Annotated in this window: 27 protein-coding genes and 1 riboswitch; of the genes, 21 read left to right on the top strand and 6 right to left on the bottom strand. The window is 38.9% G+C overall.

All coding sequences use genetic code 11. The features are described from left to right. Window positions 1–32: 32 nt before the first annotated feature. From AB3217_RS02565 to AB3217_RS02575, 3 genes are all read left to right on the top strand, one after another. Window positions 33–1,313 carry a UDP-N-acetylglucosamine 1-carboxyvinyltransferase gene (locus AB3217_RS02565; protein WP_057783596.1) on the top strand — a complete coding sequence of 427 codons (1,281 nt, stop codon included), beginning with the start codon at window positions 33–35 and terminating at the stop codon, window positions 1,311–1,313. A 9-nt stretch (window positions 1,314–1,322) separates the two neighbouring features. Beyond that, a complete protein-coding gene (gene rho / locus AB3217_RS02570; RefSeq protein ID WP_367365633.1) occupies window positions 1,323–2,615 on the top strand; it encodes a transcription termination factor Rho in 1,293 nt (430 codons plus the stop codon). Window positions 2,616–2,723: 108 nt separating this feature from the next. After that, a complete protein-coding gene (locus AB3217_RS02575) occupies window positions 2,724–2,981 on the top strand; it encodes a type B 50S ribosomal protein L31 (RefSeq protein ID WP_057783593.1) in 258 nt (85 codons plus the stop codon). 59 nt (window positions 2,982–3,040) lie between these two features. Here AB3217_RS02575 and AB3217_RS02580 read toward each other — a convergent pair whose 3' ends face one another. Beyond that, the gene (locus AB3217_RS02580; RefSeq protein WP_068806913.1) at window positions 3,041–4,267 is read right to left on the bottom strand and encodes a multidrug efflux MFS transporter; all 1,227 of its coding nucleotides are present in this window, start codon (window positions 4,265–4,267) and stop codon (window positions 3,041–3,043) included. 84 nt (window positions 4,268–4,351) lie between these two features. On the opposite strand from AB3217_RS02580, the gene AB3217_RS02585 reads away from it, so the two are divergent. Further along, window positions 4,352–5,053 (top strand): class A sortase, encoded by a 702-nt coding sequence (locus AB3217_RS02585; RefSeq protein WP_057783591.1) that lies wholly within the window; start codon window positions 4,352–4,354, stop codon window positions 5,051–5,053. Window positions 5,054–5,179: 126 nt separating this feature from the next. Here the strand turns inward: AB3217_RS02585 and AB3217_RS02590 are convergent, their stop codons facing one another. Then, a complete protein-coding gene (locus AB3217_RS02590; RefSeq protein WP_057783589.1) occupies window positions 5,180–5,653 on the bottom strand; it encodes a low molecular weight protein-tyrosine-phosphatase in 474 nt (157 codons plus the stop codon). A 104-nt stretch (window positions 5,654–5,757) separates the two neighbouring features. Between AB3217_RS02590 and AB3217_RS02595 the strand changes: the two genes are divergently transcribed. The 10 genes from AB3217_RS02595 to AB3217_RS02640 all read left to right on the top strand — a co-directional run bounded on the left by AB3217_RS02595 (window position 5,758) and on the right by AB3217_RS02640 (window position 14,327). Next, window positions 5,758–6,351 (top strand): LemA family protein, encoded by a 594-nt coding sequence (locus AB3217_RS02595; RefSeq protein ID WP_057783588.1) that lies wholly within the window; start codon window positions 5,758–5,760, stop codon window positions 6,349–6,351. Between the two features lie 32 nt (window positions 6,352–6,383). After that, entirely contained in the window at window positions 6,384–7,280 is an 897-nt protein-coding gene (htpX, locus tag AB3217_RS02600; protein WP_068806873.1) for a zinc metalloprotease HtpX, read from the top strand. A gap of 98 nt (window positions 7,281–7,378) precedes the next feature. After that, entirely contained in the window at window positions 7,379–8,134 is a 756-nt protein-coding gene (locus AB3217_RS02605; RefSeq protein ID WP_367365634.1) for a hypothetical protein, read from the top strand. A 116-nt stretch (window positions 8,135–8,250) separates the two neighbouring features. Continuing rightward, entirely contained in the window at window positions 8,251–9,627 is a 1,377-nt protein-coding gene (gene murF / locus AB3217_RS02610; protein ID WP_057783582.1) for a UDP-N-acetylmuramoyl-tripeptide--D-alanyl-D-alanine ligase, read from the top strand. 172 nt (window positions 9,628–9,799) lie between these two features. Next, a complete protein-coding gene (locus AB3217_RS02615) occupies window positions 9,800–11,362 on the top strand; it encodes a DEAD/DEAH box helicase (protein WP_057783580.1) in 1,563 nt (520 codons plus the stop codon). A gap of 275 nt (window positions 11,363–11,637) precedes the next feature. Next, entirely contained in the window at window positions 11,638–11,997 is a 360-nt protein-coding gene (gene acpS, locus AB3217_RS02620; protein ID WP_057783578.1) for a holo-ACP synthase, read from the top strand. A gap of 8 nt (window positions 11,998–12,005) precedes the next feature. Then, window positions 12,006–13,133, top strand: a complete 1,128-nt coding sequence (alr, locus tag AB3217_RS02625; RefSeq protein WP_367365635.1) for an alanine racemase — start codon at window positions 12,006–12,008, stop codon at window positions 13,131–13,133. Between the two features lie 74 nt (window positions 13,134–13,207). Continuing rightward, on the top strand, window positions 13,208–13,471 hold the full coding sequence (locus AB3217_RS02630; RefSeq protein WP_057783574.1) for a hypothetical protein: 264 nt from the start codon (window positions 13,208–13,210) through the stop codon (window positions 13,469–13,471). A gap of 21 nt (window positions 13,472–13,492) precedes the next feature. After that, window positions 13,493–13,864, top strand: a complete 372-nt coding sequence (locus AB3217_RS02635; RefSeq protein ID WP_260266779.1) for a type II toxin-antitoxin system PemK/MazF family toxin — start codon at window positions 13,493–13,495, stop codon at window positions 13,862–13,864. 97 nt (window positions 13,865–13,961) lie between these two features. Next, window positions 13,962–14,327, top strand: coding sequence for a DUF488 domain-containing protein (locus AB3217_RS02640; protein WP_367365636.1), 366 nt, complete (start codon window positions 13,962–13,964; stop codon window positions 14,325–14,327). Here AB3217_RS02640 and AB3217_RS02645 read toward each other — a convergent pair. Further along, window positions 14,312–14,800, bottom strand: coding sequence for a GNAT family N-acetyltransferase (locus AB3217_RS02645; protein ID WP_068806892.1), 489 nt, complete (start codon window positions 14,798–14,800; stop codon window positions 14,312–14,314). The genes AB3217_RS02640 and AB3217_RS02645 overlap by 16 nt on opposite strands. 42 nt (window positions 14,801–14,842) lie before the next feature. Then, a riboswitch (PreQ1 riboswitch) is annotated at window positions 14,843–14,887 on the top strand. Window positions 14,888–14,894: 7 nt separating this feature from the next. On the opposite strand from AB3217_RS02645, the gene AB3217_RS02650 reads away from it, so the two are divergent. Further along, window positions 14,895–15,404 (top strand): QueT transporter family protein, encoded by a 510-nt coding sequence (locus tag AB3217_RS02650; RefSeq protein WP_367365637.1) that lies wholly within the window; start codon window positions 14,895–14,897, stop codon window positions 15,402–15,404. Window positions 15,405–15,504: 100 nt separating this feature from the next. On the opposite strand, the gene cbpA is transcribed toward AB3217_RS02650, so the two are convergent. From cbpA to AB3217_RS02665, 3 genes are all read right to left on the bottom strand, one after another. Next, on the bottom strand, window positions 15,505–16,152 hold the full coding sequence (cbpA, locus tag AB3217_RS02655; RefSeq protein WP_057783566.1) for a cyclic di-AMP binding protein CbpA: 648 nt from the start codon (window positions 16,150–16,152) through the stop codon (window positions 15,505–15,507). Window positions 16,153–16,282: 130 nt separating this feature from the next. Further along, window positions 16,283–17,665, bottom strand: a complete 1,383-nt coding sequence (locus AB3217_RS02660) for a L,D-transpeptidase family protein (RefSeq protein WP_057783565.1) — start codon at window positions 17,663–17,665, stop codon at window positions 16,283–16,285. Between the two features lie 181 nt (window positions 17,666–17,846). After that, window positions 17,847–18,809, bottom strand: a complete 963-nt coding sequence (locus AB3217_RS02665; RefSeq protein WP_057783563.1) for an L-lactate dehydrogenase — start codon at window positions 18,807–18,809, stop codon at window positions 17,847–17,849. Window positions 18,810–19,082: 273 nt separating this feature from the next. Between AB3217_RS02665 and pth the strand changes: the two genes are divergently transcribed. The 6 genes from pth (at window position 19,083) to AB3217_RS02695 (ending at window position 26,300) form a co-directional block, all read left to right on the top strand. Beyond that, window positions 19,083–19,640, top strand: a complete 558-nt coding sequence (pth, locus tag AB3217_RS02670) for an aminoacyl-tRNA hydrolase (protein ID WP_057783561.1) — start codon at window positions 19,083–19,085, stop codon at window positions 19,638–19,640. Window positions 19,641–19,662: 22 nt separating this feature from the next. Next, window positions 19,663–23,169 carry a transcription-repair coupling factor gene (mfd, locus tag AB3217_RS02675; protein ID WP_367365638.1) on the top strand — a complete coding sequence of 1,169 codons (3,507 nt, stop codon included), beginning with the start codon at window positions 19,663–19,665 and terminating at the stop codon, window positions 23,167–23,169. Window positions 23,170–23,202: 33 nt separating this feature from the next. Then, entirely contained in the window at window positions 23,203–24,777 is a 1,575-nt protein-coding gene (locus AB3217_RS02680; RefSeq protein WP_068806915.1) for a polysaccharide biosynthesis protein, read from the top strand. A 31-nt stretch (window positions 24,778–24,808) separates the two neighbouring features. Next, window positions 24,809–25,078, top strand: coding sequence for an RNA-binding S4 domain-containing protein (locus AB3217_RS02685; RefSeq protein WP_068806901.1), 270 nt, complete (start codon window positions 24,809–24,811; stop codon window positions 25,076–25,078). Window positions 25,079–25,291: 213 nt separating this feature from the next. Then, window positions 25,292–25,663 (top strand): septum formation initiator family protein, encoded by a 372-nt coding sequence (locus tag AB3217_RS02690; RefSeq protein ID WP_057783555.1) that lies wholly within the window; start codon window positions 25,292–25,294, stop codon window positions 25,661–25,663. Between the two features lie 154 nt (window positions 25,664–25,817). Further along, window positions 25,818–26,300 carry a S1 domain-containing RNA-binding protein gene (locus tag AB3217_RS02695; RefSeq protein ID WP_057783553.1) on the top strand — a complete coding sequence of 161 codons (483 nt, stop codon included), beginning with the start codon at window positions 25,818–25,820 and terminating at the stop codon, window positions 26,298–26,300. Window positions 26,301–26,332: the final 32 nt, after the last annotated feature.

The raw sequence follows: 26,332 nt of genomic DNA on the forward strand, positions 1-26,332 counted from the left end.
TATTAGCATGTTGATAAGTGAGGAAAGTACACATGAAAAAAATGGTAATCCGTGGCGGACAACAACTTTCCGGTGAAGTGACAATTGGCGGTGCTAAAAACAGCACAGTAGCTTTAATTCCAGCTGCTATATTAGCCGATACTCCTGTCCGCCTAGACTCTGTTCCAGACATCTTAGACGTTCATAATTTAATGATCATTCTTGAATCAATGAATGTTCATTCTACGTTTGAAAATGGTGTTATGGAAATTGATCCAACTAATATAATTGAAAGTGCCTTACCAAGTAAGGCAATTAAAAGTTTGCGTGCTTCCTACTATTTTATGGGGGCATTGCTAGGTAAATTCAAACGCGCAACGGTAAGTTTCCCAGGTGGCGACAATATTGGTCCTCGTCCAATTGACCAACATATCAAAGGATTCAAGGCCTTGGGTGCTACGGTTAACGAACAAAACGATTCGGTTTATATCACGACTGATAACCGTGAATTACACGGTGCCCATATTTTCTTAGATGTCGTTTCTGTTGGAGCAACCATTAATGTCATTTTGGCGGCTGTCAAAGCCAACGGGCAAACAACGATCGAAAATGCGGCTCGTGAACCTGAAATCATTGATCTGGTGACCTTCCTAAATAGTATGGGAGCTAGGATTCGTGGGGCAGGAACAGATGTCATTCGTATTGATGGTGTGGATAGTTTGAGTAGTAATGCTACTCACACAATTATTCCAGATCGCATTGAGGCGGGAACTTATTTGTCATTGGCTGCTTCAGTGGGCAACGGTATCCAAATTAATAACATCATTCCAGAACATTTGGAATCTTTTAACTCAAAGCTTCTGGAGCTTGGAGTTGATTTAGATGTTGGTGAGGATAGTATTTATGTTCCTGAATCGCGTAATTTACATGCCATTGAAATAAAAACAAATCCGTTTCCCGGCTTTGCAACGGACCTTCAACAGCCCATCACACCCGCTTTAATGAAGGCTCAGGGAAGTAGTGTCATTGTGGATACTATTTACCCCAAACGTGTTAAACACATCTCACAGCTGCAAAAAATGGGTGCTAACATTAGAGTTGAAAATGATATTATTATTGTGGCACATACAGAACAATTACATGGCGCCGAGGTTGAGGCTGGTGAAATTCGTGCCGGTGCGGCCTTGATGATTGCTGGCTTGATGGCTTCGGGAACAACGATTATAACTAAAGCTGAGAACATTTTGCGCGGGTATGATCGCATTGTTTATAAGCTGAAGCAACTGGGTGCCAACATTGAAATTGTGAGCGATGCAGAAGAAAAAGTTAAATAGAGGTAAAGAATGAGCGATTTTTTAACAATGGCGGAATTACAAAAAATGACGCTCAAACAGATCTATGGTTTTGCGCGTCAATTTAAGATTCCGTATTATGGTCAGATGAACAAACCAGAATTAGCTTTAGCTATCATTCGGGCTCAAGCTAAGGAACAAGACTTTGTCGAAATGGAAGGCGTTTTAGATATCGTCTCCCAGGAAGGCTTTGGTTTTTTACGGCCAATCAATTATGGGCCTTCTCAAGAAGATATTTATATTTCGGCTTCACAGATTACTCGGTTTGGATTGCGAAATGGTGATCTTGTCACAGGAAAAGCTCGACACCCCAAACCATCTGAGCGTTATTATGGCTTGATGCACGTTGATCGAGTAAACGGAAAAAATCCCGAAGAAGCTAAACAACGACCTCATTTTCCGGCATTAACACCTATTTATCCCAAACAACAAATTAAATTAGAAACAACCTCGGAAACCTTGTCTACCCGCTTAATTGATATTTTCACACCAATCGGTTTTGGTCAACGAGGGCTGATTGTGGCCCCACCCAAGGCTGGTAAAACCACTTTGCTAAAATCAATTGCCAATGGCATTGCTAAAAATTATCCCAAGGTTAAACTAATTGTGTTATTGATTGATGAACGTCCTGAAGAAGTGACGGACTTGGAGCGCTCGATTAAAGGTGAAGTGGTATCTTCGACTTTTGATAAAGAGCCGAAAAACCACATTCGAGTTTCGGAACTTGTTTTGGAGCGGGCACTGCGCTTAGTCGAAGACAAAGAAGATGTGGTCATTTTACTGGATTCAATTACGCGTTTAACGTGGGCATACAATTTGGTGATTCCACCCAGTGGTCGAACGTTATCCGGTGGAATTGATCCAGCTGCGTTTTATAAACCCAAGAAATTCTTCGGAGCGGCGCGGAATATTGAAGAAGGCGGCAGTTTAACAATTTTGGGAACCACGTTGGTTGATACGGGAAGTCGCATGGATGATGTTATCTATGAGGAGTTCAAAGGAACAGGGAATTCTGAGTTAACCTTATCACGAGAACTTGCGGAACGCCGTGTTTTTCCTGCGCTTGATATAAAACAATCAGGAACCAGAAAAGAAGAATTGTTATTACCACAGAATGTTTTGGATCAAGTTTGGCGGATTCGCCGTGCTATGGTGGGTGATTCGCTTGAAACAACGGAACAATTGTTACAATTCTTGAAAAATACTAAAGATGATCAAGAATTTTTAGGTGAGATTGAAAATGTGAAGTTTAAATCAGCCGTTCGGAAACGAAAACCACGGTAAAAGTGAGTTGCGTGTAATAGATATTCATGATATTATAGTGGTCGTTGATTAATTTAAGAAAATAACTATGTCTCAGTAAATGACTCATGGCAAAGGAGCGTATTTATAATGAAAAAAGGAATTCATCCAGATTATCACGAAGTCGTATTTCAAGATTCAACAACTGGTTATAAGTTTATTTCCGGTTCAACAAAGACTTCTGCTGAAACAATCACAATGGACGATGGCAAAGAATATCCATTAGTTCGTGTTGAAATTTCTTCTGATTCACACCCATTCTACACAGGTCGTCAGAAGTTCAACCAAGTCGATGGTACTGTCGATCGTTTCAACAAGAAATACGGACTTACAGACGACAACAAGTAATTCTGTACTTAAAAAAGCTCGAACCAACTGTGACGTTGATTCGAGCTTTTTGTTTTGGGTTAATGTTTGCGGTCGGCGTGCGTGTTGATTTGAACCAAAATAAAATTCAAAGCAACTAAGACTGATGTGGAAATAAAGACGGATCCGTAATCAAAGGTTCCAGAAACTGCAGATCCAATTAAGGGACCGGACATGTTTCCTAATGCTTGAAAAGATTGATTCCAACTAAATACCCGACCTGTTACTTCGGCAGGCGAGCGTTTTGACAAGATTGCTTGAACGGCAGGCAACATGGCGCCATCCGAAATACCAACCATAAAGCGGAAGAAAGCCAATAGCCAAACTGAACTAACAAATGCCATTGGAATATACATACAAATGGCAAAAATAAAACCAATGGAAAGAATTTTTTCAGTCCCGATATGATCTCCTAATTCACCAAGTCTTGGGGCAGAAAAAAGCGTTGCAATTCCAGGAACGGCAGCTACGATTCCAGCCACAAGAGTGATCGGGCCAATTCCTTTCATTAACTGCCGCACGTAAAGGCTTAAAATAGGCGTGATTGAATTATTGGAAGCTTGAATAATCATGGTTGTGATAAACATGCCAAACACAATTTTAGGATTATCTAATTTGCCGATGACTTCTTTAGCGGTTAAAGGTTTTGCGCGTTCTACAGGATGGAAATGTTCATGCACAAAGAAATAGCTCAAAAAGAAAACGAGTAATAAGACGGCCCCGGTAATGAAAAAGGTAATTCGATAAGAGAAAAATTCTGCTAAAATTCCACCAAGTAAGGGGCCAATCAAGTTACCACTGACATACCCGGTTGATAATGTTCCTAGAGCCAAACCACTTTTTTCTTTAGGAGTTTCTGTAGCTAACAAAGCGTTAGCATTACTTATGTACCCGGAAAATACACCTTGAACCATCCGTAAAGCAATTAATTGCCAAATTGTTTGAACCAATCCCATTGCGCCAATTACAAATGCCATGCCAAGTGAAGCACGTAAGATCATTAGTTTTCGGCCTTTAGAATCGGCAAGTTTTCCCCAGATTGGTGAAACTAAAGCGGTAACTAAATAGGTTGCAGAATATGTAATCCCACTGTAGAATGTAAGTTGTTGCTTGGAAAAATTGCCAAGTGTGTCGACATATAAGGATAAAAAGGGCATGACTTCACTAAAAGCCATCCCGGCCATAAAAGTGCCAAACCAAAGGACGACTAAGTTTTGTTCCCAGGGTGCTCGTTTTTTAAATATGGATCTTTTAATTTTAGAAAACAAAGCCATCCTCCTTTCTAAACGAAATTAGGTTAATAAAAACTATATTTATTAGAATACCACTATTTAGGTTACAGGGAGAAGAACATGAAAAAAAAGGGAACCAGGATTAGAAAATGGCTAACCACAATTTTAATTTTAATTTTGTTGCTTATAAGTTTGGCGTTAATTTTCAATGAACAGATCAAAGATTGGTTAGTTGATTCTTATAAACCACAAATTACGCAGCAAACGATTAAAAAGAATAAAAATAAAAAAGCTAGTTACAATTTCAAGAGTGTTAAGTCACTTGATTTTCAAACGGTTGCGAAGGCACGCGCTAATTCTGCTAAGTTGAATGTGGTTGGGGAAATTAGTATTCCAAAAATTAAGTTGAATTTACCAATTGCAGAGGGGGTCACCAATGAAAATTTGGCATTGGCGGCAGCAACTTTGAAGCCTAATATGAAAATGGGTAAAGGTAATTATGTTTTGGCTGGGCATCACATGGTGCGAAAAGACATTTTATTTAGTCCTTTGTATTGGAAGATGAGACCCGGAATGAAGATTTACATCACTGATCTAAAAAGAATATACACGTATAAAGCAACGAAAAGGCAATTTATTGCAGCGACGCGTGTGGATGTGATTAATGATGTGCCAAACAAAAAAATAATTACGTTGATTACTTGTGATGCAACTGGTGCCAAGCGTCTCATGATTCGCGGAAAATACGAGAGTTCAGTTGCATACAAGAAAGCACCAAAGAGTATTCAAAAGAGTTTTTCGAAAAATTTTAATAATAAATAGGCAGGTCATGTGACTAAGTAACCCTTATTCACATACTTGAGCGATTAGAATATATCATCTTAAAAACGACTGGGAAAACTTTCCCGGCCGTTTTTAGATTTAAAATGAAGAGAAATCTAATGTGACTTATTTTTCACTATCGCAGTTGGTTAAGTAGTCAAGCCAATTGTCAATACCAGCGGCGATTTGTTGGTAGGCGGCTTCAAATTTATGCGTGTACCAAGGATCTGGAACATCACTTGCCGGATTTTTAGATGAAACTGACATAAAAAGTCTGAGTTTTCCTCGTGAGTTTACGGGTTTTAATTTTTGCAAATCCTGCATATTTTTATGATCCATTCCGATAATCAGATCAAAGTTTTTAAAGTCAGTCTTTGTGACAGGACGAGAAATTAATTGTTTGGTAGATACCCCATGATTTTGTAAAGTTGCAATTGTTTGGGGATGCGGTGGGTTACCCTCTTCCCAGTCACTGGTACCGGCGGAATCCACACTAAATTGGTGCGTCAATCCAGCTTGAATTATTTTTTGGCGAAAAATCGCTTCGGCCATGGGAGAGCGACAAATATTTCCTAGACAAACAAATAAAATTTTTTGCATAAATACCACCTAATCTTAATTATTTTTGAATTCATTGCCTAACGCTTTATAAACAACCCGCCGTCTGGTATTATCAAGGTATTAAAACGAAGAGGAGAATTAGTATGACAGTAGGAATAATAATTGCAGTAATCGTCGTCATTCTAATCGGATTGTTTATTATATTATATAACAATTTGGTTAAGGCCAGAACTTATACACAGGAATCATGGAGCCAAATTAATGTTCAATTGAAGCGTCGAAACGATCTGATTCCAAATTTAGTTTCTACGGTTCAGGGGTATGCTTCGTATGAAAAAAGTACCTTATCCAAAGTTGTTGAGTTGCGAAACCAATTGGTGTCTGTTACTGACAACCCCCAGGCTAGTGCAACGGATCGTGCACAGACAATGGCTTTATCGGATCAATTAAGTTCTCAATTAAAAAGTGTGTTTGCTTTATCTGAGAGTTATCCTGATTTAAAGGCAAGTGCTGAGTTTACAAAACTTATGGAAGAGCTAACAAACACTGAAAATAAAATTGCTTATTCTCGTCAGCTATATAATTCAAGTGTGGCCAGTTACAACATGAAATTACAAACATTTCCAAGTAATTTGGTTGCTTCGATGACAAGTTTTAAAGAAGCAACTTATCTACAAGTTCCAGAAGAAGAAACTAAAACACCTGATGTTTCTTTTAAAAAGTACGAAGATTTATAAAAATCAGTAAGCAGAGAAGGAGTTGATAAACAGTGCTATTCCAACAAATTGCACGTAATAAACGACGGACTATTTACGTCATGATAGGCTTCAGCTTGCTCGTGCTTCTTATTGGTGGTGCGCTTGGATACTTCTTCTATGATAGTGCCATTTCAGGCATTATCATGGCGGCTGTTGTTGCTGGAATTTATATGATCATGATGATTTCACAGTCAACCTCAGTAGTGATGCGAATGAATCACGCGCATGAAGTTACAGAAGCACAGCAACCTGAGCTTTGGCATATTGTTGAAGATATGGCGTTAGTTGGGAAAGTCCCAATGCCCAAAGTGTTCATTATTGATGATCCAAGTCCAAATGCATTTGCGACGGGAAACGATCCAAAGCACGCAGCCGTTGCCGTCACGAGTGGTATCATGGAGCGACTGAATCGTGAGGAAATGGAAGGCGTTTTAGGCCATGAAATTTCGCATGTTCGTAATTATGATATTAGACTGCAAACGATAGCCCTTGCGCTGTCGGCAGCTATTTCAATGTTGGTTAACATTGGCATGAATTCGTTTTGGTGGGGTGGCGGTCGTCGCCGAAATAACAACGATTCTGAGGGTGGTAACATACAAATAATATTGTTGATATTATCTGTAGTGCTCATTATTTTGGGACCCCTTGCTGCTTCAATTGCACAAATGGCATTGTCGCGAAATCGAGAGTATTTGGCCGATGCATCAAGTGTAGAACTCACACGAAATCCCCAGGGTTTGATCACAGCTTTAGAGAAAATTTCGGATAGCAAACCTATGCAGGCAGCAGATCCGACAAGCGCGGCGCTTTATATTTCAGATCCGTTAAAGAAAAAAGGTGGGTTATCTCATTTGTTTGATACCCATCCGCCAATTGAAGACCGAATTGCAAGACTTCAAAAGATGTAAGTTATTTAGCAAAATTTGGCGTACAATAATAAGTTGAACAGATAATTCATTGAAAGTGAGCTATTAAGATTATGCGGGATGATTTCGTATATATCCACTTGGAGCCCATTGCAAACTTGATTTACTCAAGAGGACTAAGTGTCGAAGATTTCCTACGTGGTATTCCCCGAATACCGACGCATATTTTGGTGTTGAATACACCGATTAATGATAATTTAAGTATTGATCCCCATACGCAGTTAAATACAGTGAGTGGGACTTTTAACATTCGAAAATATTTAACTAATCCAAAGGCCATTCATACGAGTTGGCTAGATTATTCGCGTGATGAGGGACTGGATGAACTTCTTCCGGAAGAAATTGCAGAATTGCTATATCTAGGCCATATGCATACCCATTATACGACGCCATTTTCTTATAAACTGCAAAACGATTTTGTTTTTCTTTCTTTGGGAAGTAAACATTTGAAAGTCTACTACCGCCAATTGAAAAATTTTTATCCAGTTTTGAATGGTGCACTTATTCGGCATACAAAGCAGGCTTTTAATGAGCGAAGAATGTTTCGGCGTTACGATGGGTTTCCCGAGATCCCACAGACTATGTTGCGACAGTTAACACCTATTCTAAGTAGTGGAATCATTTTTGCTTTTGATCAAGCATTCGAACAAGAAAAGCAGTACCGAATTCCAATTTTGATTGCTCAAGAAAATGGGCAGTCACCAATTTATCGTAGCCGAACGTCACTTTATAATAAGGCGCAGCAAGTAGCTGTTTTACGGTATAACATGGTGAGCAGTCATTGGCATTTAGTTATTACAAATTCGCGCGCTTTTGAAGATGATCAGTTTTATTAATTAATAACAATGTGAGAACTGACTGGTTCAGTTCTTTTTATTTTGTAAAACGAAGATAAATAGTTAGTGTGGTATAATTTAAGGGTTCTAAATTCGAGATTAGGAGAATGGATAAAATGAAAATGCAGTTGACAGAAATTGCCAATGCGGTTGGAATTGAAGAAGTACCTGAAAATTGGCAGGAAATTACAATTGCAAACGTTGAGTTTGATAGCCGTAAGGTGCAACCAAATTCGTTATTTATTCCATTAAAAGGTCAGCGTGATGGCCATGAATTCGTTGAAAATGCTATGAAAAATGGTGCTGTAGCCACGCTATGGGCAAAAGACCATGAAAATGTACCAACTGGGTATCCAGTCTTGGTAGTGGACGATCCACTTGAAACTTTGCAAAAATTAGCAGTTTACTATCTTGGCAAAATTAATCCAAAAGTGGTGGCAATTACAGGTAGTAACGGGAAAACAACCACTAAAGATATGACGGCTGCTTTACTGGAAACTGAATATAATGTTGTAAAAACAGAAGCTAATTTCAATAATGAAATTGGGGTACCAATCACTTTATTGAATATGAATGCTAACACAGAGGTTGTAGTGGTTGAAATGGGAATGGATCGTCCTGGTCAACTTGATTTTTTAAGTAAAATGGCCCAGCCAGACACAGTGGTAATCACCATGATTGGAGAAGCTCATATTGAGTTCTTTGGTACCCGTGATAAAATTGCGGATGCAAAATTGGAAATTACCCATGGGTTAAAAGAAGACGGTCTATTTATTTATAATGGTGATGAACCTCTCCTAAGAGAACGAAGTAAACAAGTTGAGCAACAACAATACACGTTTGGTAGTAGTGCCGCTGATGATTTGTTTGCTAGCAATGTGCAAAGTGCTCGTGATCATACAAGTTTTGAAATCAATTTAGTACCGGATCAAACTTATGAAATTCCAATGATTGGAAAATATAATGTTATGAATGCTTTAGCCGCTATTGCAGTGGCTAAGGCCTATCATATCGATCCGGCAAAGGTTGGGGATGCGCTAAAAAATTTTCAACTTACACATAATCGAACTGAATGGGTTCGGGGGAGTGCTGGTGAGTTGATTTTGAGTGACGTTTATAATTCAAATCCCACTGCTGCCAAAGAAGTTTTAGCTTCTTTTAGTCAAACAGAGATCAAAGGTAGTCGATTTGCTGTTTTAGGTGATATGTTGGAACTCGGTGAGCAATCTGATTTGATGCATGCTAGCTTGGCCAATTATTTAGATCCAAAACTAATTCAAGATGTTTATTTAGTTGGTACTCATATGAAAGCCTTAGAACAAGCTCTAAAAGCAAAATATGCTGATGATCACATTCATTGGTATACGGTGGAGCAAGAAAATCAATTAGTTGAAGATCTGAAAGAAAAATTAACTAACCAGGATGAAATTGTGATTAAGGGTAGTCATGGCATCCATTTGGAAAAAGTTTTATCAGGTTTACAAAACGCATAGTAAGACATTATTGAGCAAATCGGCCATATTGGTGCGGTTTGCTTATTTGTATGTGCGGGTGTATGATGTTAAGGTTATGTTTATAGCTGTGACTTCTCAGAATTGCAGGATAAAAGGACGGATTTTCTTTTGGATTCTGAAAGAAGCACGATTTCACTAGGAGGAAAATTATTTGAAGTTTACAGATTTCGATTTATCGGATGCGTTGCAAAAGACCATTCAAGAAAGTGGTTATGAAACGCCAACCCCGATCCAGGAACAAACAATTCCCCACGTTTTAGCTGGCAAGGATATCATTGGCCAAGCACAAACAGGAACAGGGAAAACGGCAGCTTTTGGTTTGCCAATCCTGGAACACGTTGATGTTGATAATCCCAACGTGCAAGCATTAGTAGTCTCACCTACACGAGAACTTGCCATTCAAACGCAAGAAGAATTGTATCGTTTAGGAAGAGCAAAGCACGTTAAAGTGCAAGTCGTTTACGGTGGAGCAGATATTCGCCGGCAAATTAAGAACTTAAAGAACCATCCCCAAATTATTGTGGGAACACCAGGACGTTTATTAGATCATATTCGTCGTCATACAATTAAATTAGAAAATGTCCAAACCTTAGTGCTTGATGAAGCAGATGACATGTTGGACATGGGATTTTTGCCTGATATTGAATCTATTATTTCTGAAACACCTGACAGCCGTCAGACATTGTTATTCTCTGCTACAATGCCTCCAGCAATGAGAAAAATTGGTGTGAAGTTTATGACTGATCCAGAACAAGTTATCGTTAAATCAAAAGAATTAACGGCTGACTTGGTTGATCAGTATTATATCAAGTCAAAAGAATTCGAAAAATTTGATATGTTAACCCGTGTTTTAGATGTTCAAAATCCTGCTTTGGCACTGGTATTTGGACGAACAAAGCGTCGTGTGGATGAAGTATCTCGTGGATTAGAAATGCGCGGATACAATGCTGCTGGAATTCATGGTGATTTAACCCAGCAACGTCGTTCTAGTATTTTACAAAAATTTCGAAATGGTGAAATTGACATTTTAGTTGCAACAGATGTTGCGGCTCGTGGATTGGATATTTCTGGAGTTACTCATGTTTATAACTATGATATTCCTCAAGATCCAGATAGTTATGTTCATCGAATTGGCCGTACAGGCCGTGCCGGAGCACATGGGGTTTCAGTTACGTTTGTGACACCTTGGGAAATGGATTACCTCCGTGAAGTTGAGAAATTAACTAAGAAACGGATGTTACCACTTAAACCACCAACAAACGACGAAGCCTTCCAAGGCAGAGTTGCAATTGCTGAAAAGGAAATTGAGGATCTTGTTTCTAAGACTCACGAAGACCAATTTAGTGATCAAACAAAAGAATTATTGGAAAAATACACGCCAGAACAATTGGTTGCTGCCTTATTAAGCAGTAAAACTAAGGCTGATTCTAGCCAAGTTAAGGTTCGTATTACACCAGAACGTCCTTTGCCTAAACATAAGGGCGGTAAAGGCGGAAATTATCATGGTAATGGTCATCGAGGTGGCGGTTATCGTGGTAACAACAAACGTCGTAGCAACAGTAGTAGCAGCTACCGTGGCAACCGTGATAACAATCATGGTAAGTCATCTGATCGTAGCCATGGCAACTACAAGAAAAACAGTGGTAGCAGCAATAACAGCGGAAACCGTCATTCTTCATCCAATAGTAAATTTACAATCAGAGAACATAACTAGTTAGTTCTTCTTGAAGGTGATTTGCGTGATCAAAATAACTCTTCTGAATTTCTGCAAATGTAGATTTTCTGCAGGGTTATTTTTTTGATCTCTAAGTGAATATTGCTCACCTTACTTTGAGAAAGATGAGTTTTACTTATTCAACGCCACGTTTTACACTTAAAAGGTGGATGTGATACTTATTGAAGTATGCTTCGTGAGATTTGTTGATTAAGGCGTATTTATAAAATAGGGATCTGTTAAAATAAAGGTAACTTAAATGTGGAGATGAGCCTATGATTTACGGAACGGGGATCGATTTAACTGATATTGACCGGGTTTTCAAAGTGCAATCAAACCTTCCCAAATTTGCGGAACGGGTTTTAACAGATAAGGAACAGAAACTATATCAAAAATATACGGGAAAACGAGCTAGTGAATTTTTGGCAGGTCGTTTCTCAGCAAAAGAAGCATATAGCAAGGCTTATGGGACAGGATTGGGTGCTGAAGTTGGGTTTCAAGATGTTGAAATTTTGGATAATCCTTCCGGTAAACCAACTGTGACGAAACAACCATTTACAGGAATTGCGCATATTTCCATTTCACATACTGAACATTATGTAATGACACAAGTGATTTTAGAAGAAAGAGGATAAATTGTCTTATGAACACAGGAACTCATCGACCAACGGTTATCAAAGTGGATGCACAAGCAATCCGACAAAATATTAAACAAGAATTGGGACGCTTGCAACCTGGAAATGAGTTATTTGCGGTGATTAAGGCTAATGGTTATGGTCACGGATTAACTCATGTGGCGCGTTTTGCCTCTGAAGCGGGGGCAACTGGTTTTTGCGTGGCAATTTTGGATGAGGCGTTGGAGCTGCGGGAAGCCGGGTTTGACCAACCAATTTTGGTATTAGGTATTGTGGAGCCAAAATACGCACAAATTTTGGCTGATAAAAAAATCTCTGTTGCCGTTGGTAGTCAGCAGTGGTTGGAGGAAGCAAACAAAGTGTTACGCGGTGATTCGGTGGTTCGTGTCCATTTTGCATTAGATACTGGTATGGGACGAATTGGGTTTCAAGAACCGAGTGAATTAAAAGCGGCGGTTGCCTACTTAAGAATGCATAGCGATTGTTTTTTGTTTGAAGGCATTTTTACTCACTTTGCGACTGCAGATGAATTGGATGATCACTATTTCAATACACAGGTGGCACGTTTTAAAGAGTTTATGGCTGTTTTGACCAAAAAACCGCGCTATGTTCATGTGGCCAATTCAGCTACTAGTTTGTGGCATAAGGCTTGTGAGGGTAATATGATTCGATTTGGAATTGCGTTGTATGGCATGAATCCTTCAGGGCACGTGCTTAAAGAACCCTATGAATTACAGCCTGCAATGACGTTAACTTCTGCGCTGGTTTTTGTGAAATTATTGAAAAAGGGACGCTCAGTTAGTTACGGTGCCACGTATACGGCGGAGGAAGATGAATGGATTGGGACGGTACCGATTGGTTATGCAGATGGCTATCCCCGCTGTTTGCAAGGATTTCATGTTTTAGTAAATGGTCATTTTTGTGAAATAGTAGGGCGAGTTTGCATGGATCAATTGATGATTCGATTGCCAAAACACTATGAAATCGGAACCGAAGTAGTTTTAATTGGTAGAAGTGGCGATAAAGAGATTTCGATGGTGGATGTTGCGGAAAAATCCGGAACAATTAATTATGAAATTGCCTGTGGATTTTCTTCACGAATTCCTCGAAGTTACTTGAACGATCATGAATCTTAATAAATTTATTACCATTTAGCACGGAAACGTGATATAGTAATGTTAATTCATGAATAACGACGGGAGTTTTGATCATGGAAAACATTCAACAGAACCAGGCTATAACTAATGACGGAAAAGCGACGATAAGCCGGTTACAGGCGTATTGTGATTTATTTGGCGTTAATCAAGAGACAGTTTCTGAGGATGTTGTAGAGACTTATTTTGCTGATCATCAATTTGACCGCGTTCAAGCCTTGATTGAGGGGTATGAGACAATGGCTAGTTTAAACGAGCAAATTGTCCATGAATTTCAGGCTTGTGATGATGAGTGTTATAACGAGTTTCTAAGAAATTAATAATTAGAGGTGACAATCGCAATGAGTGATGCCAATATTAAACGTGGCGACATTTTTTATGCGGACTTGTCTCCTGTAGTTGGGTCGGAACAGGGTGGTATGCGCCCTGTTTTAATTATCCAAAACAATATTGGTAATCACTACAGTCCTACTGTGATTGTCGCAGCAATTACTGCGAAGATTCAAAAACCAAAAATGCCAACCCACGTTGGAATTACAGCTGCAGAGACAGGGGTTGAACGTAATTCAGTTATTTTGCTCGAACAAATTCGAACGATTGATAAGCAACGACTTAAAGATCGTGTGGGAGAATTGAAATCTGGAAAAATGCTCGAAGTTAATAATGCCTTAAAGGTAAGTATTGGCTTAACTGAAAATATTCAACGTACATAAAGATGTTTGATCTATTACACATAGGACAGACTAAAAGGGTTAGTGCCAAGCAAGTTGGTCACTGGCCTTTTTATTTTGATTTTTTGGAGGGAAACTATTGCAAATTAAATTAGAGCTTGTGTATACAAAACCAGTTGATGAATCTGGGTATCGAATTTTAGTGGACCGTTTATGGCCGCGAGGCATTTCAAAAGTTAACGCTAAGTTAGATTGGTGGGCAAAAGAAATAGGACCAAGCACCGAATTAAGAAAATGGTTCGGGCATGATCCTGAAAAATTTAGTGAGTTTGCCGAAAAATATCGCTTAGAACTAAAAAAAGCTGAGTTTACAGCAGAATTTATTGAAAAAGTACAGACAAAATTAAAAACACAAGATGTTATTTTTCTTTTTGGTGCCAAAGATGAACGCCATAATCAAGCGGTTGTTCTTAAAAAATATGTGGAAACTCAATCAAAAAAATAGGCCATCTGATAGTCCGCAACAAAAATACCATTAAGGAAAAATTCATCTTTCAAAATTCCTTCAATTTTGAATCCGTGTTTTTTATAAAATTGAATGGCTCCGGGATTGGTTCCTAAGGCGCGCAGATGAATTTTGTGGACGCCAGATTCTTTTGCAAAGTGTTTGAAATGTTCCAACAATTGTCCGCCGATTCCCACAGATTGCTGTTGAGGGGAAATGCCAATTCCAAAAGTCCAAGTATATTTTGAAGCTGCCTTAGAGGTAGCCGGGTGAAAATCGATTGCACCCACTGGTAGATCATTGAGGACAGCGACAATGGTGTCCTGACTGGAATGGTCTTCAAGGTAAGCCTGAGCGTCTGGATAGGAGACGTTTGCAGGTGTGTTATTTGAATCCCAAATTTCATTTTCCATTTGGTAGAGTGTTTCGGCATCGGAATCACAAAATGGCCGAATCATTAGTGAATTTTTCATAGGAGCCTCCTGAATTACAGTTGATTTTATGATATCATAAAAAGGTTCGTGGTTCGCAATTATCCCACACAAAAAAACTAAGGAGGTATTTCTTATGACCAATCATCGGACGAAATCCTGGATTATTAATGCAATGGTAGCCGCATTGTACATTGTTTTATCATTATTAGTTGGTATTTTAAATTTAGCTTCAGGAGCTATTCAATTTCGGATTTCTGAAGGGCTGAACCACTTGGTCGTCTTTAATAAAAAATATATTTGGGGAATTACGGCGGGCGTATTGTTGTTTAATGCGTTTGGGCCAGGTAATTCGATCCCTAATGTTATTTTTGGGACGGGACAAACATTGTTGGCTTTGCTGGTGGTAGGCTATGTCAGTCCCCGGCTGCCAAAAATGTGGCAGAAGATGGCGTTAAATACGGTTTTATTCACTGTTTCGATGTGTTTAGTGGCATTAGAGTTAAAGTTAACGCTGAATTCACCATTCTGGTGGACATACTTTACAACTGCTGTTTCAGAATTAATTATCATGACCATTACTGCACCAATTATGTATTACTTGGATAAAGTGGTGCACTTCAATCAACGTATTGAAGAAAAGTAAATTAACAGTTATTTTTATATGGTTTAACTGTTTAAATCCACAAACTAAAAACAAGCTGAGATGAAAGTTACTTTTTCTCAGCTTGTTTTTAAATTTTCAATTAAATTCGATCATATGATTGCAAATCTTCAATTTCAGGGACGCGGAATTCTTTACGTTCCAAGTTGTCTACAATTCGATCTAATTTTTTCTTGCCTACCTCTGATGGTAAAGTGAACAATGTACGATGAACCAGCTCACCACCCTGAGCGTCTAGTGACATCACACTAGCGATTGATGTGTATTTTGTAATGATCTTGGCCATAGAAGCTAAGTCGCCACGTTCGCCGCTTGAAACGACTGTTAAGACATAGCTACCAACGTTCACGTTCCAAGATTGTGACAACATGTCCAAAAGACGGGCGTGGGTCAAAATACCATAGAAGTGGTTGTTGTCATCTAAAACGGTGATATAAGGCAAATCCTTAATTGAAAAGAACACATTAAAAAATGCTGCGTTAACTGAAATGAACTTGGTGGCATTTTTTAATAAAGTTGTCACAGGAAGGCTCATATCGCCACCCCGAGACTTATGACGATAAATATGCATTTTGTAAATATTTCCGCGGAATAACTGACCAGTTTCATCTAAAATAGGTACACAACGAAAGCCAGAATCCTCAAGAATTTTTAGTGCTTCTTCCAAAGTAGCGTCTTCACGCACTGTGGTTAAACGTTCCTTTGGTTTAACAAGTGATTTTAAGAGCATATAGCATCCCTCCAACTGAATAAGTAGTCTTCACAAGCTTAATGATAGCATGTTTTCAAAAAGAGTGCGATAGAATAACGAGACTTCTCACTATTTTATCACACTCTTTTAATGTTTGGTTGAGAAGCAACTAGAAAACGATAACTGGTGTTCCCAATGCTACGAGTTTGTAAACCTTTGGCATCACAGATGGTGGCGTATTAATGCATCCATTTGAACCGTGCGTCTTGTACCAAGTACCACCAAACGTTGGTTGCCAGGAAGCATCATGAATTCCAATCCCAGTGTCATCGATTGGCATCCAGTAGCTAACCTTAGTAGCATATTTGGTTCCATCTAATTCTGATCCCTTTAAAGTTGCGTTACGTTTCTTTGCCCAAACGGACCAAACGCCGGTTGTTGTTGTTTGTTTGGGTGGTAAGCCAGTAACGACGTTTGTCTTAAGCTTTAATTTGCCGTTGACATAGATAAACATCTTTTGGTTCTTTTTATCGACTTCAACATACGTATTGCCAATAACTTGTTTCTTCGTATTGTAGCCCGTTCCTTGAACAATTGGTTGCCGTGTAAAATCTTTCCCCTTTAGGATTTCTGCAGTAAGGGCCGCCGTTTCATCATCGACTTTTAAGCTCCATCCATAAAATCCACCACTTACCGTAACAGTTCCACGTAATGTACTCTTGAATGTCTTCTTTTTGCCATAGGTCCGGTACTTGGTATTAATTTTCGAAACGTAAGCTTTAACTAAAGTTGAGTTTAAACTGAGCTGACCATTTTTGTAAGTGAGCCATTTTGCAATTTCACTTTTTGGAATTGCAAATTTATAACCACCGACATTATAGTTTGCTTTTTCATTTATAATGGCATTCGTTTTTTTCGCGATTTTAGCATCTGAACCAGTTGTGACTGACGCATAAACGGCTTTGGTAATCGGGAGAGTAGTTGCACCAGAGGCTAAAGCTTTTTTTAGTTTGGAGGCTAGTTTAGCGGCATAAATTTTGTTTCCTTGCGTTCCATTACTTAATTTGACTTGACCATTTGTAATGGTCAAAGTGCCGTTCTTACCCGCTGTTCGAGTCTTATTTAATTTAGTGACTTCTTGATTGACCAACTTTGTGAATTGTTTTGAATTCTGAGTTGTGGTTAATTTAGTGGTTGAGCTGGCCTGCACAACATGCGCTAAATGAAGTGGCCATGACCAAACTGACTGTTTGTTTAAAGTAGTTTTTAAGGCCGTGGTTGATTTCAACTTCAAACCGACTTGTTTTGTATTGAAGCTTGTTAGAGTTTTACCATTTTGGGTAATGGAGAATTTACGATTGGTCAGCTGATTTGTGATGGTAGTGGATGCTTGTTGCACCGTTTTATTACCCACATTTATTCCCGCCACCTTAGTGTTAGGCAAAAAGCGATTGTTGGTAGCAAAGTAATAACTGCCGATCCCATAAACAACGGCGATAAGCACGATGAAAATGCTAAGTACTCGCCAATTGCTTTTAGATTTGTGTCTCATTTTGTTCCTCCTAAATTGTGTTCATGTATTAATTGTATAATTCAAGATACTGCAAAAGGAAAGAAACTTCAATATAAGAATTATATGATAGGTAAAACTAAGCAAACAAAAAAAACAACAATTCACATCATGGAAATTCGCGAATTGTTGTTTTTCAATTACTCAGAAGTAATTATTACCTTTACTTCTCTAAGTTAGCTAAACCGTCTGTCAAAACTTGTTTTAAAGTTTTTGCAGAAGCAGCCATCTTTTGTTTTTCGTCAGCATTCAATGGTGATTCGATGACACGTACCAAACCTGAACCATTGATAACAGCTGGTGTACCGATGTAAATGTCTTTTAAACCGTCATATTGGCCGTCCATGTAAGCACCAACAGGGAGAACAGCATTTTCATCACGTAAGATTGCTTTAGAAATCCGAGTCAAGGCAGTTGCAACACCATAGAATGTTGCGCCCTTCTTGTTGATGATTTCGTAAGCTTTGTTACGAACGTCATCTTCAATCTTAGCAAGATCATCAGCTGAAACGCCTTCTTCTTTAGCAATTTCAAGTAATGGTTTTGTACCAATTGTAGCTGCTGAATAACCAGCAAATTCTGAATCACCATGTTCGCCCAAGATGTAAGCATCAACAGAAGCAGGTGAAACGTTGAATTTCTTACCAAGTGCCACACGTAAACGAGCAGTATCCAATGAAATTCCTGAACCGATAACCTTTTCCTTAGGGAAACCTGAGAATTTCCATGTTGCGTAAGTCAAAATGTCAACTGGGTTAGCAGCAACTAAGAAGATACCGTTGAAGCCTGAGTCAACAACTGGTTTAACGATTGTTGATAAGATCTTCAAGTTCTTGTTCACGAGGTCTAAACGAGTTTCACCAGGTTTTTGAGGAGCGCCGGCTGTAATAACAACTAAGTCAGCATCCTTGCAATCTGAATATTCACCAGAATAGATCTTCTTTGGTGAAGTAAATGGAGTTGCGTCTTCAAGGTCAAGTGCGTCTCCTTGAGTACGTTCCTTGATAACATCAACAACAACAAATTCCTCAGCAATTCCTTGTTGAGCCATTGCAAATGCAAAACTTGAACCTACAGCGCCATCGCCGACTAAAACAACTTTTTGATGATTTGGTGTATTAGACAAAATATAACATCCTTTCAATTTGTGATTTCAGCTACAAGTATAACACGTTACCCATTGGTTTCGCATTCACTAATTAAACTTTTCACAAAATTAAATTTAGTCGGTTTCACTAATTATTTTTTCAGTGTGTTTGAGGTTACAAAACTGCAAGCCATAAGTGAATATGCTACAATTGATTAATCAATCAAACGGAGTGCTGAACGGATTATTTCTGTTCGGCTATTTTGTATTTTTGCCACAAATTGGAAAGAAATTAGGAGAGTTTAGATAAACATGAAAATGATCGTTGGATTAGGGAATATTGGTACACAGTATGACGAAACAAGACATAATACTGGTTTTATGGTTGTGGATCGACTAGCAGGTCTATATCACACAACATTTTCTAAACACCAAATGGAAGCAAGTTTGGCAACCACACAGATTAATGGTGAAAAGGTTTTGTTGGTAAAACCTTCCACCTATATGAATGAATCTGGCCGGGCGGTTCGTCCTTTGATGGATTATTACAAAATTGACATTAAAGATTTGATCGTGGTTTATGACGATATGGATTTACCAGTTGGTAAAATTCGTTTTCGTCAAAAGGGTGCTGCTGGTGGACACAACGGCATAAAAAGTTTAATTGCCCATTTAAAGACTCAAGACTTTGACCGCTTAAAAGTTGGAACAGATCATCCCCAAAAGACAACGGTGGTTAATTACGTATTGAGTAAATTCACGGCCACACAACAACCTTTGTTTGATGAAAGTGTTGACCAAGCTATCAAAGGTCTTGAAGACTGGGTTCACGGAATGACAATTGCAGATTTGATGAATAAGTATAATTAGAAAATCAGAAAGGAGATCCATAATGGAGATTCAGGATTTCTTTGCCCAAAGCGATGGGATTCAACAAGTTTTAAAAGAAGCTCAACCGAAAAAACGGCAATTGGTTACCGGCCTTGTTGGATCTGCAAGAACCCTTTTATTAAGTGAGTTGCTTAAAAAGAAGCAGGTTCCTATTTTAACAGTTTCAGATAATCTTTATCATGCCCAACAACTTAGTGATGATTTACAAAATGTTCTTGATGACACCCAGATCTATCTCTTTCCTGCTGAAGAGACACTTGCGGCTTCAGCTGCCACAAGTTCTCCAATTTATCGAGGTCAACGGACTGAGTTTTTACAAGCACTTTTGAGTAATAAACCAGGAGTGTATGTGACTTCCGTATCCGGGATTCGCCGTTTCTTACCACCAAAAAAAGTGATGAAACAGGCCGTGGTGGATGTGAAGGTTGGGGCGGAATTTGAGCTTACCCAATTGGAAGATCAATTAATTGATATGGGCTATGTGCGCGAAGAAATGGTGGCTCGCCCAGGAGACTTTGCTGTTCGGGGGTCAATTGTTGATATTTATCCGCTTGACACGGAATACCCAGTTCGAATTGACTTTTTTGATACTGAGGTTGACTCGTTAAGATATTTTGATGCTGAGAATCAACGCAGTGTAGAAAATATTGATGAAAGTCTTATTTTGCCGGCCACAGACTTTATTGTGACTAGAGACATGCTACAAAAGGGGATCCAGGTTTTTCAAAAGGCCGTTGAAAAAGAAAAAAAACATTTAAAAAGTGATAATGATTTACAATTATTGACAGAAAAATCCACTGATATTCTTGATCGTTGGCAACAACGGGATGTTCGGCCTGATGATATTGTGTTTACGGATTATTTATATGACAGGAAAAGTACGTTGTTAGATTATATGGCTAATTCTGGTGTACTGGTGATGGATGATTATTCACGGATTCTAGAAGCCGAAAATGATTTGCAAGATGATGAAGCCGAGTGGGTTGCTGATAAACTTAAAACTCATGAAGTAATTTCAACACAAAAGTTTGGTTTTGAGATTCGAACGTCAATTAAAGAAAATGACCAAGCACAAATTTTGTTATCTCTATTTCAAAAGGGACTTGGTCGTCTGAAACTAGATAAATTAACGGATCTTCGTACCCGTGCCATGCAAGAATTCTTTGGTCAAATGCCAGTGCTAAAAACGGAGATGGATCGATGGCACAAACAACAGCAAACCGTTGTTGTTCTGATTCAAAAAAAGGATCGGTTAGACAAAGTTAACGAAACACTGAGAGACTTTGAAATTGACGCAGTGGTTGCTCATGGAAAGACGATTCATGCCCAAACCGTGACCATCATGCAAGGTGAATTAGCAAGCGGTTTTGAATTCCCAGACGCCAGCTTGGTGATTGTAACTGAGCATGAATTGTTTGCAAAAATTCCCAAAAAACGACCTAAACGGCAAAAAATGGAAAATGCGCAACGTCTAAAGAGTTACACCGAACTAAAACCAGGAGATTATGTTGTTCACGTGAATCATGGAATTGGGCGCTATACAGGGATGACCACGCTATTGGTTGATGGGGTGCATCAGGATTACATTACCATCCAGTATTCGGGAAGTGGTAAACTTTTTATTCCTGTGACCCAGTTAAACTTAGTACAAAAGTACGTAGCGTCTGAGGGCAAAAAACCTCACTTAAATAAATTAGGTGGCAGTGACTGGGCGAAAACTAAACGTCGAGTTGCTGCAAAGATTGAAGACATTGCGGATGAGTTGGTAGAACTTTATGCGCAACGAGAGGCAGAAACTGGATATGCGTTTTTACCTGACGATGACTATCAACATCAGTTTGAAGACGATTTTGCCTATACAGAAACACCGGATCAATTGCGCAGTGTAACAGAAATTAAACGTGATATGGAACGCGCGAAACCAATGGATCGGTTGTTAGTAGGAGATGTGGGTTATGGTAAGACGGAAGTAGCCCTACGTGCAGCTTTTAAAGCAATCGAATCAGGAAAACAGGTGGCTTTTTTAGTGCCAACAACAATTTTGGCACAGCAACATTATGAAACAATGATTAACCGGTTTAGTGGTTATCCAATTTCTGCTGGTGTGCTTTCTCGGTTCCGAACCAAAGGCCAAATCAAGGAAACATTGACAGGTTTGAAAAATGGTACGGTTGATATTGTGGTTGGCACACATCGATTACTGTCAAAAGATGTGAAGTTTCAGGATTTAGGCTTGCTAATTATTGATGAAGAGCAACGATTTGGTGTGAAACATAAGGAACGAATTAAACATCTGAAATCAGACGTGGATGTTTTAACGTTGACTGCAACCCCGATTCCTCGGACCTTGAACATGTCTATGATTGGAGTACGTGATCTTTCTGTGATCGAAACACCGCCAACCAATCGGTATCCCATTCAAACCTATGTTATGGAGGAAAACGCCGGTGCGATTCGGGATGGCATTCATCGCGAAATGCACCGGGGTGGTCAAGTCTTTTATTTGCATAATCGGGTTGAAGATATCGAAGAAACGGTAAGTCAGATTGAAGCGCTGGTACCTGAAGCAAGTGTGACTTATATTCATGGCCAGATGTCTGAAAAACAAATGGAAGACGTTTTGTATGATTTTGTGCAGGGCGAATATGATGTATTGGTAACCACCACAATTATTGAAACTGGTGTCGATATCCCTAATGTAAATACGCTATTTGTGGAAAATGCGGATCACATGGGATTGTCGCAGCTATATCAATTACGTGGTCGAATTGGACGCAGTAGTCGAGTGGCCTATGCTTATTTCACTTACAAACCCAATAAAGTTTTGACTGAGGTTAGTGAAAAACGGTTGGAGGCCATTAAGGATTTCACGGAATTAGGTTCAGGATTTAAGATTGCTATGCGAGATTTGTCAATTCGTGGTGCCGGTAATTTATTAGGCAAGCAACAACATGGATTTATTGATTCTGTCGGTTATGATTTATATACGCAGATGTTATCTGATGCGGTCGCCAAAAAGCAGGGTAAATCAGCGAAGGTTAAGACGGACGCAGAGGTTGAGCTTGGCATTGAGGCTTATTTGCCAAGTGATTATATTGAAGATCAACGACAAAAAATTGAGCTTTATAAACGCATTCGCCAAATTGAAAGTCAAGATCAGTTTGTGGAAATTCAAGAGGACTTGATTGACCGGTTTGGAGAATATCCAATTGAAGTAACCAACTTATTGGCGGTTGGTCAGATTAAAATGTTGGCTGATGAAGCCTTGATCGAAAAAATCCAGCGCCAAAAAGACGATATATTTGTGACACTTTCCGCGCGAGCTACGCAAAAACTTCAGCAGGCAGATATCTTTGAGGCTTTGTCGGCCACCCAATTACGAGCTATGGTAAACATTGATAATGGTAAGATGCAGATTAAACTGGTTATTCAGCCTGCAATGAAAGAAAAAGATTGGTTAAAACAATTACAACATTTTGTAGAAGCTTTAATAAAAAAAGTGGCGTAAATTTAGGAGGGAACTCCCGTGCAAAATAAAAAAATGAAGACTGTTATGCAAGGAGCGTTTATCCTAACGATTGCGTCATTAGTGGCGAAGGTTCTTAGCGCTATTTATCGAATTCCGCTGCAAAACTTAGTTGGCAATACTGGTTTTTATGTCTATCAACAAATTTATCCCATTTACGGAATTGGAATCACCTTTGCATTGAGCGGTTTTCCAGTTTTTATTTCAAAATTGATTGCAGAACAAGATTCAGAAGCTCAGAAAGTTAAAGTGGCTCGCCAATCTTTTTTAATTTTAGGTCTGATTTCCCTTGCCCTTGTGGTATTTTTGTTAATTGGAGCACCTGAGATTGCCCATGGAATGGGAGATTCCGGGTTAACGCCAATTATCAGATGTGTATCGTTCATGTTTGTTTTTATGCCTTTTTTAGCGGTTGGTCGGGGATACTACCAAGGTGTTTTTCAGATGGTACCTACTGCTCGTTCGCAAATTATGGAACAGGTTGTGCGGGTAGCTGTCATTATTGGTGTTGCCTATACAGCGGCACATCAAAATTGGGATGTCTACAAAATGGGCACTTGGGCAATGTCAGGTGCCGTGATTGCGGCAGTTGTTAGTACGCTATACTTTTTAAGACTTTTCCGTGTGAAAATTTTTGCGCCAATACAAGGCTTGTCAAGACAGCCACTTATTTCCGGAAGTTATGGAAAATTGACTAAACGTTTTTTCGTGGAAGGTGGCACGATTTGCCTGTTTGCGGCAATCATCATTTTATTACAGCTGATTGATTCATTTTCTGTAAAAAATGGATTGGTCGCGCAAGGTTTATCTAATGGTGCAGCTAAGTCGTTAAAAGGGGTGTATGATCGAGCTCAACCGCTTGTTCAGCTTGGCTTAGTCATTGCAACCTCGTTTTCAACGACCTTATTACCATCGCTAACCAAGGCGGTGCAAAACCGCAATCAATATGATTTTAAACGGACTGCTCAATCGATGTTTCATATTTGTTTAGCTATTTCTACTGCGGCAACTGTAGGAATGGTGACGTTATTGCCACAAATCAATCAGATTTTGTTCGGCAATACTGAAGGCACAATGGCTATTCAGATTTACGTTGTGGCTGTTATTTTGGCCTCACTAATTGCGACTTATAATAGTGTTTTGCAGAGCCTAAATATTTTTCGGCCTGCCATCTTTGCCTTTACAATCGGCTTGGTTGTCAAACTTGCCTTAAATCAAACGGCAGTCGTGAAGTATGGAATTGACGGTGCTAGTTGGGTTACCGTGTTGAGTTTAGCCGTTATATTGGGATGTATGCAAGTAAGAATTCCCGCCTATTTAAAAGGTAAATTGCATCTTGGATGGCAATTCTTTGGTAAACTGACAGTTGCAAGCCTAGTGATGGTTGTTAGTGTTACGTTAATGCGTTGGGGGTTGTTAAGCCTATTGCCAGATCTCAATCGAATTGGATTGAGTTTAGTGGTTATCGTGATTGTTTTGGTAGGAATTTTGGTGTTCGCGACGATGTCAATTGAATTACGATTGTTCACCATAAGGGAGTGGCTGACGATTCCGTATGGTAAGAAACTGTTAAAGAAATTAATTAAGTAGGTTTATAAATAAAAGAAATGAGGAAAAATAAATGCGATTGGACAAATTTTTAAAGGTGTCAAGAATTATTAAACGTCGCTCTGTTGCAAAGAAAATTGCGGATCAAGGAAGAATCTTGATTAATGATCGTACTGCTAAATCGTCAACTGATGTTTCAGTAAATGATCAAATCGTGATTAAATTTGGTAATAAAACATTAACGATTCGGGTAGACGCTTTGTTAGAAACAACCAAGAAGGATGATGCAGAGCGGATGTACACCATTTTATCTGAAGATTACGCACAAGATTTTCGAAAATAGATTTCTGGTTTTGTTATAACCAAAGGCAGATCAGTACTAGTTTATTTTGGGACTGGCTTTCCACTTTGTGGGAGTTTAGTCCCTTTTTTAGTAGTTAGGAAACCACTTACAAAATTTAATGAATTCTTTCCAACAAATCCATAGACACTGATATAAGAGCTTGTTATAATTGCCTTTAGAGATGTTTAAAATTTGGGGACGGGGGTTGTGTAAATGGCAAGTAACGTGAACGGGTCACAGCGTAATTTAACCAAAACAAACGAAAAAATCAGAAAAATTCGTACAACTCGACTGCACCGTTTTTATATCATTATGGGAATTTTCATTGTATTTGTTGGTATTTTTGGCTTTCAAATTATCCACACTCACTATCAACGAGCGGCTGTGGATCAACAAATTCAGACTAGTAAATCACATTATTCTGCGGCAAAAGCAGAAAATAAGACGCTAGGTTTGCAAGTGAAACAATTAAATGATTCCAATTACTTACAAAAATTGTTGAGAGAAAAATACTATTATAGTAAATCGGGTGAAATAATTTACAGTTTACCTTCGGATCATTCATCCGATGTCAGTCAAAATTAATTGAATTTTTTAGAAGTGGTTATCTTTTTCGAGTGCGTATTCTCACGGAAAAGATGATCACTTTTTGTTTAAAAATTCGTTTAGGATATACTCGCACTTGCATTCATGTGGTGCTATACTTATTACACATAGTCTAAGGAGGAAGTACTTTTTTATGGCAATTGAAGTTGGGTCAAAGGTATCTGGCAAGGTTTCGGGAATTACTAATTTTGGTGCGTTTATTGATTTAGGCGATCACAAAACCGGATTGGTTCACATTAGTGAAGTTTCCAATGGATTTGTGAAAGATATTCATGATGTTTTAAAGGTCGGCGATACAGTCACCGTTAAAGTACTAACAGTTGGCGATGATGGCAAGATTGGTTTGTCAATTCGTAAAGCTGAGGAACAACCAGCTCCAGCGCATCATAATCATAACCAAAGTAGTCATTCAAATCATTTCGAACATGAGGCTAGTTCACATCGTTCTTCAAAGCCAAGTTCTCATTATCAAGGCCATTCAAACAAGCAACATGACGATCCCAAAGATTTTGACTCTTTGTTATCAGGCTTTTTGAAAGATAGTGAAGTCCGGTTAACAACTTTGAAACGTAATACTGAAGGCAAACGCGGAGGTCGCGGAGGTCGTCGAAGTTAATTAAATAAAATAAAGTGAGAAGCCCGTTACAA

The organism is Pediococcus parvulus (assembly GCF_964063155.1).
Classification (GTDB): domain Bacteria; phylum Bacillota; class Bacilli; order Lactobacillales; family Lactobacillaceae; genus Pediococcus; species Pediococcus parvulus.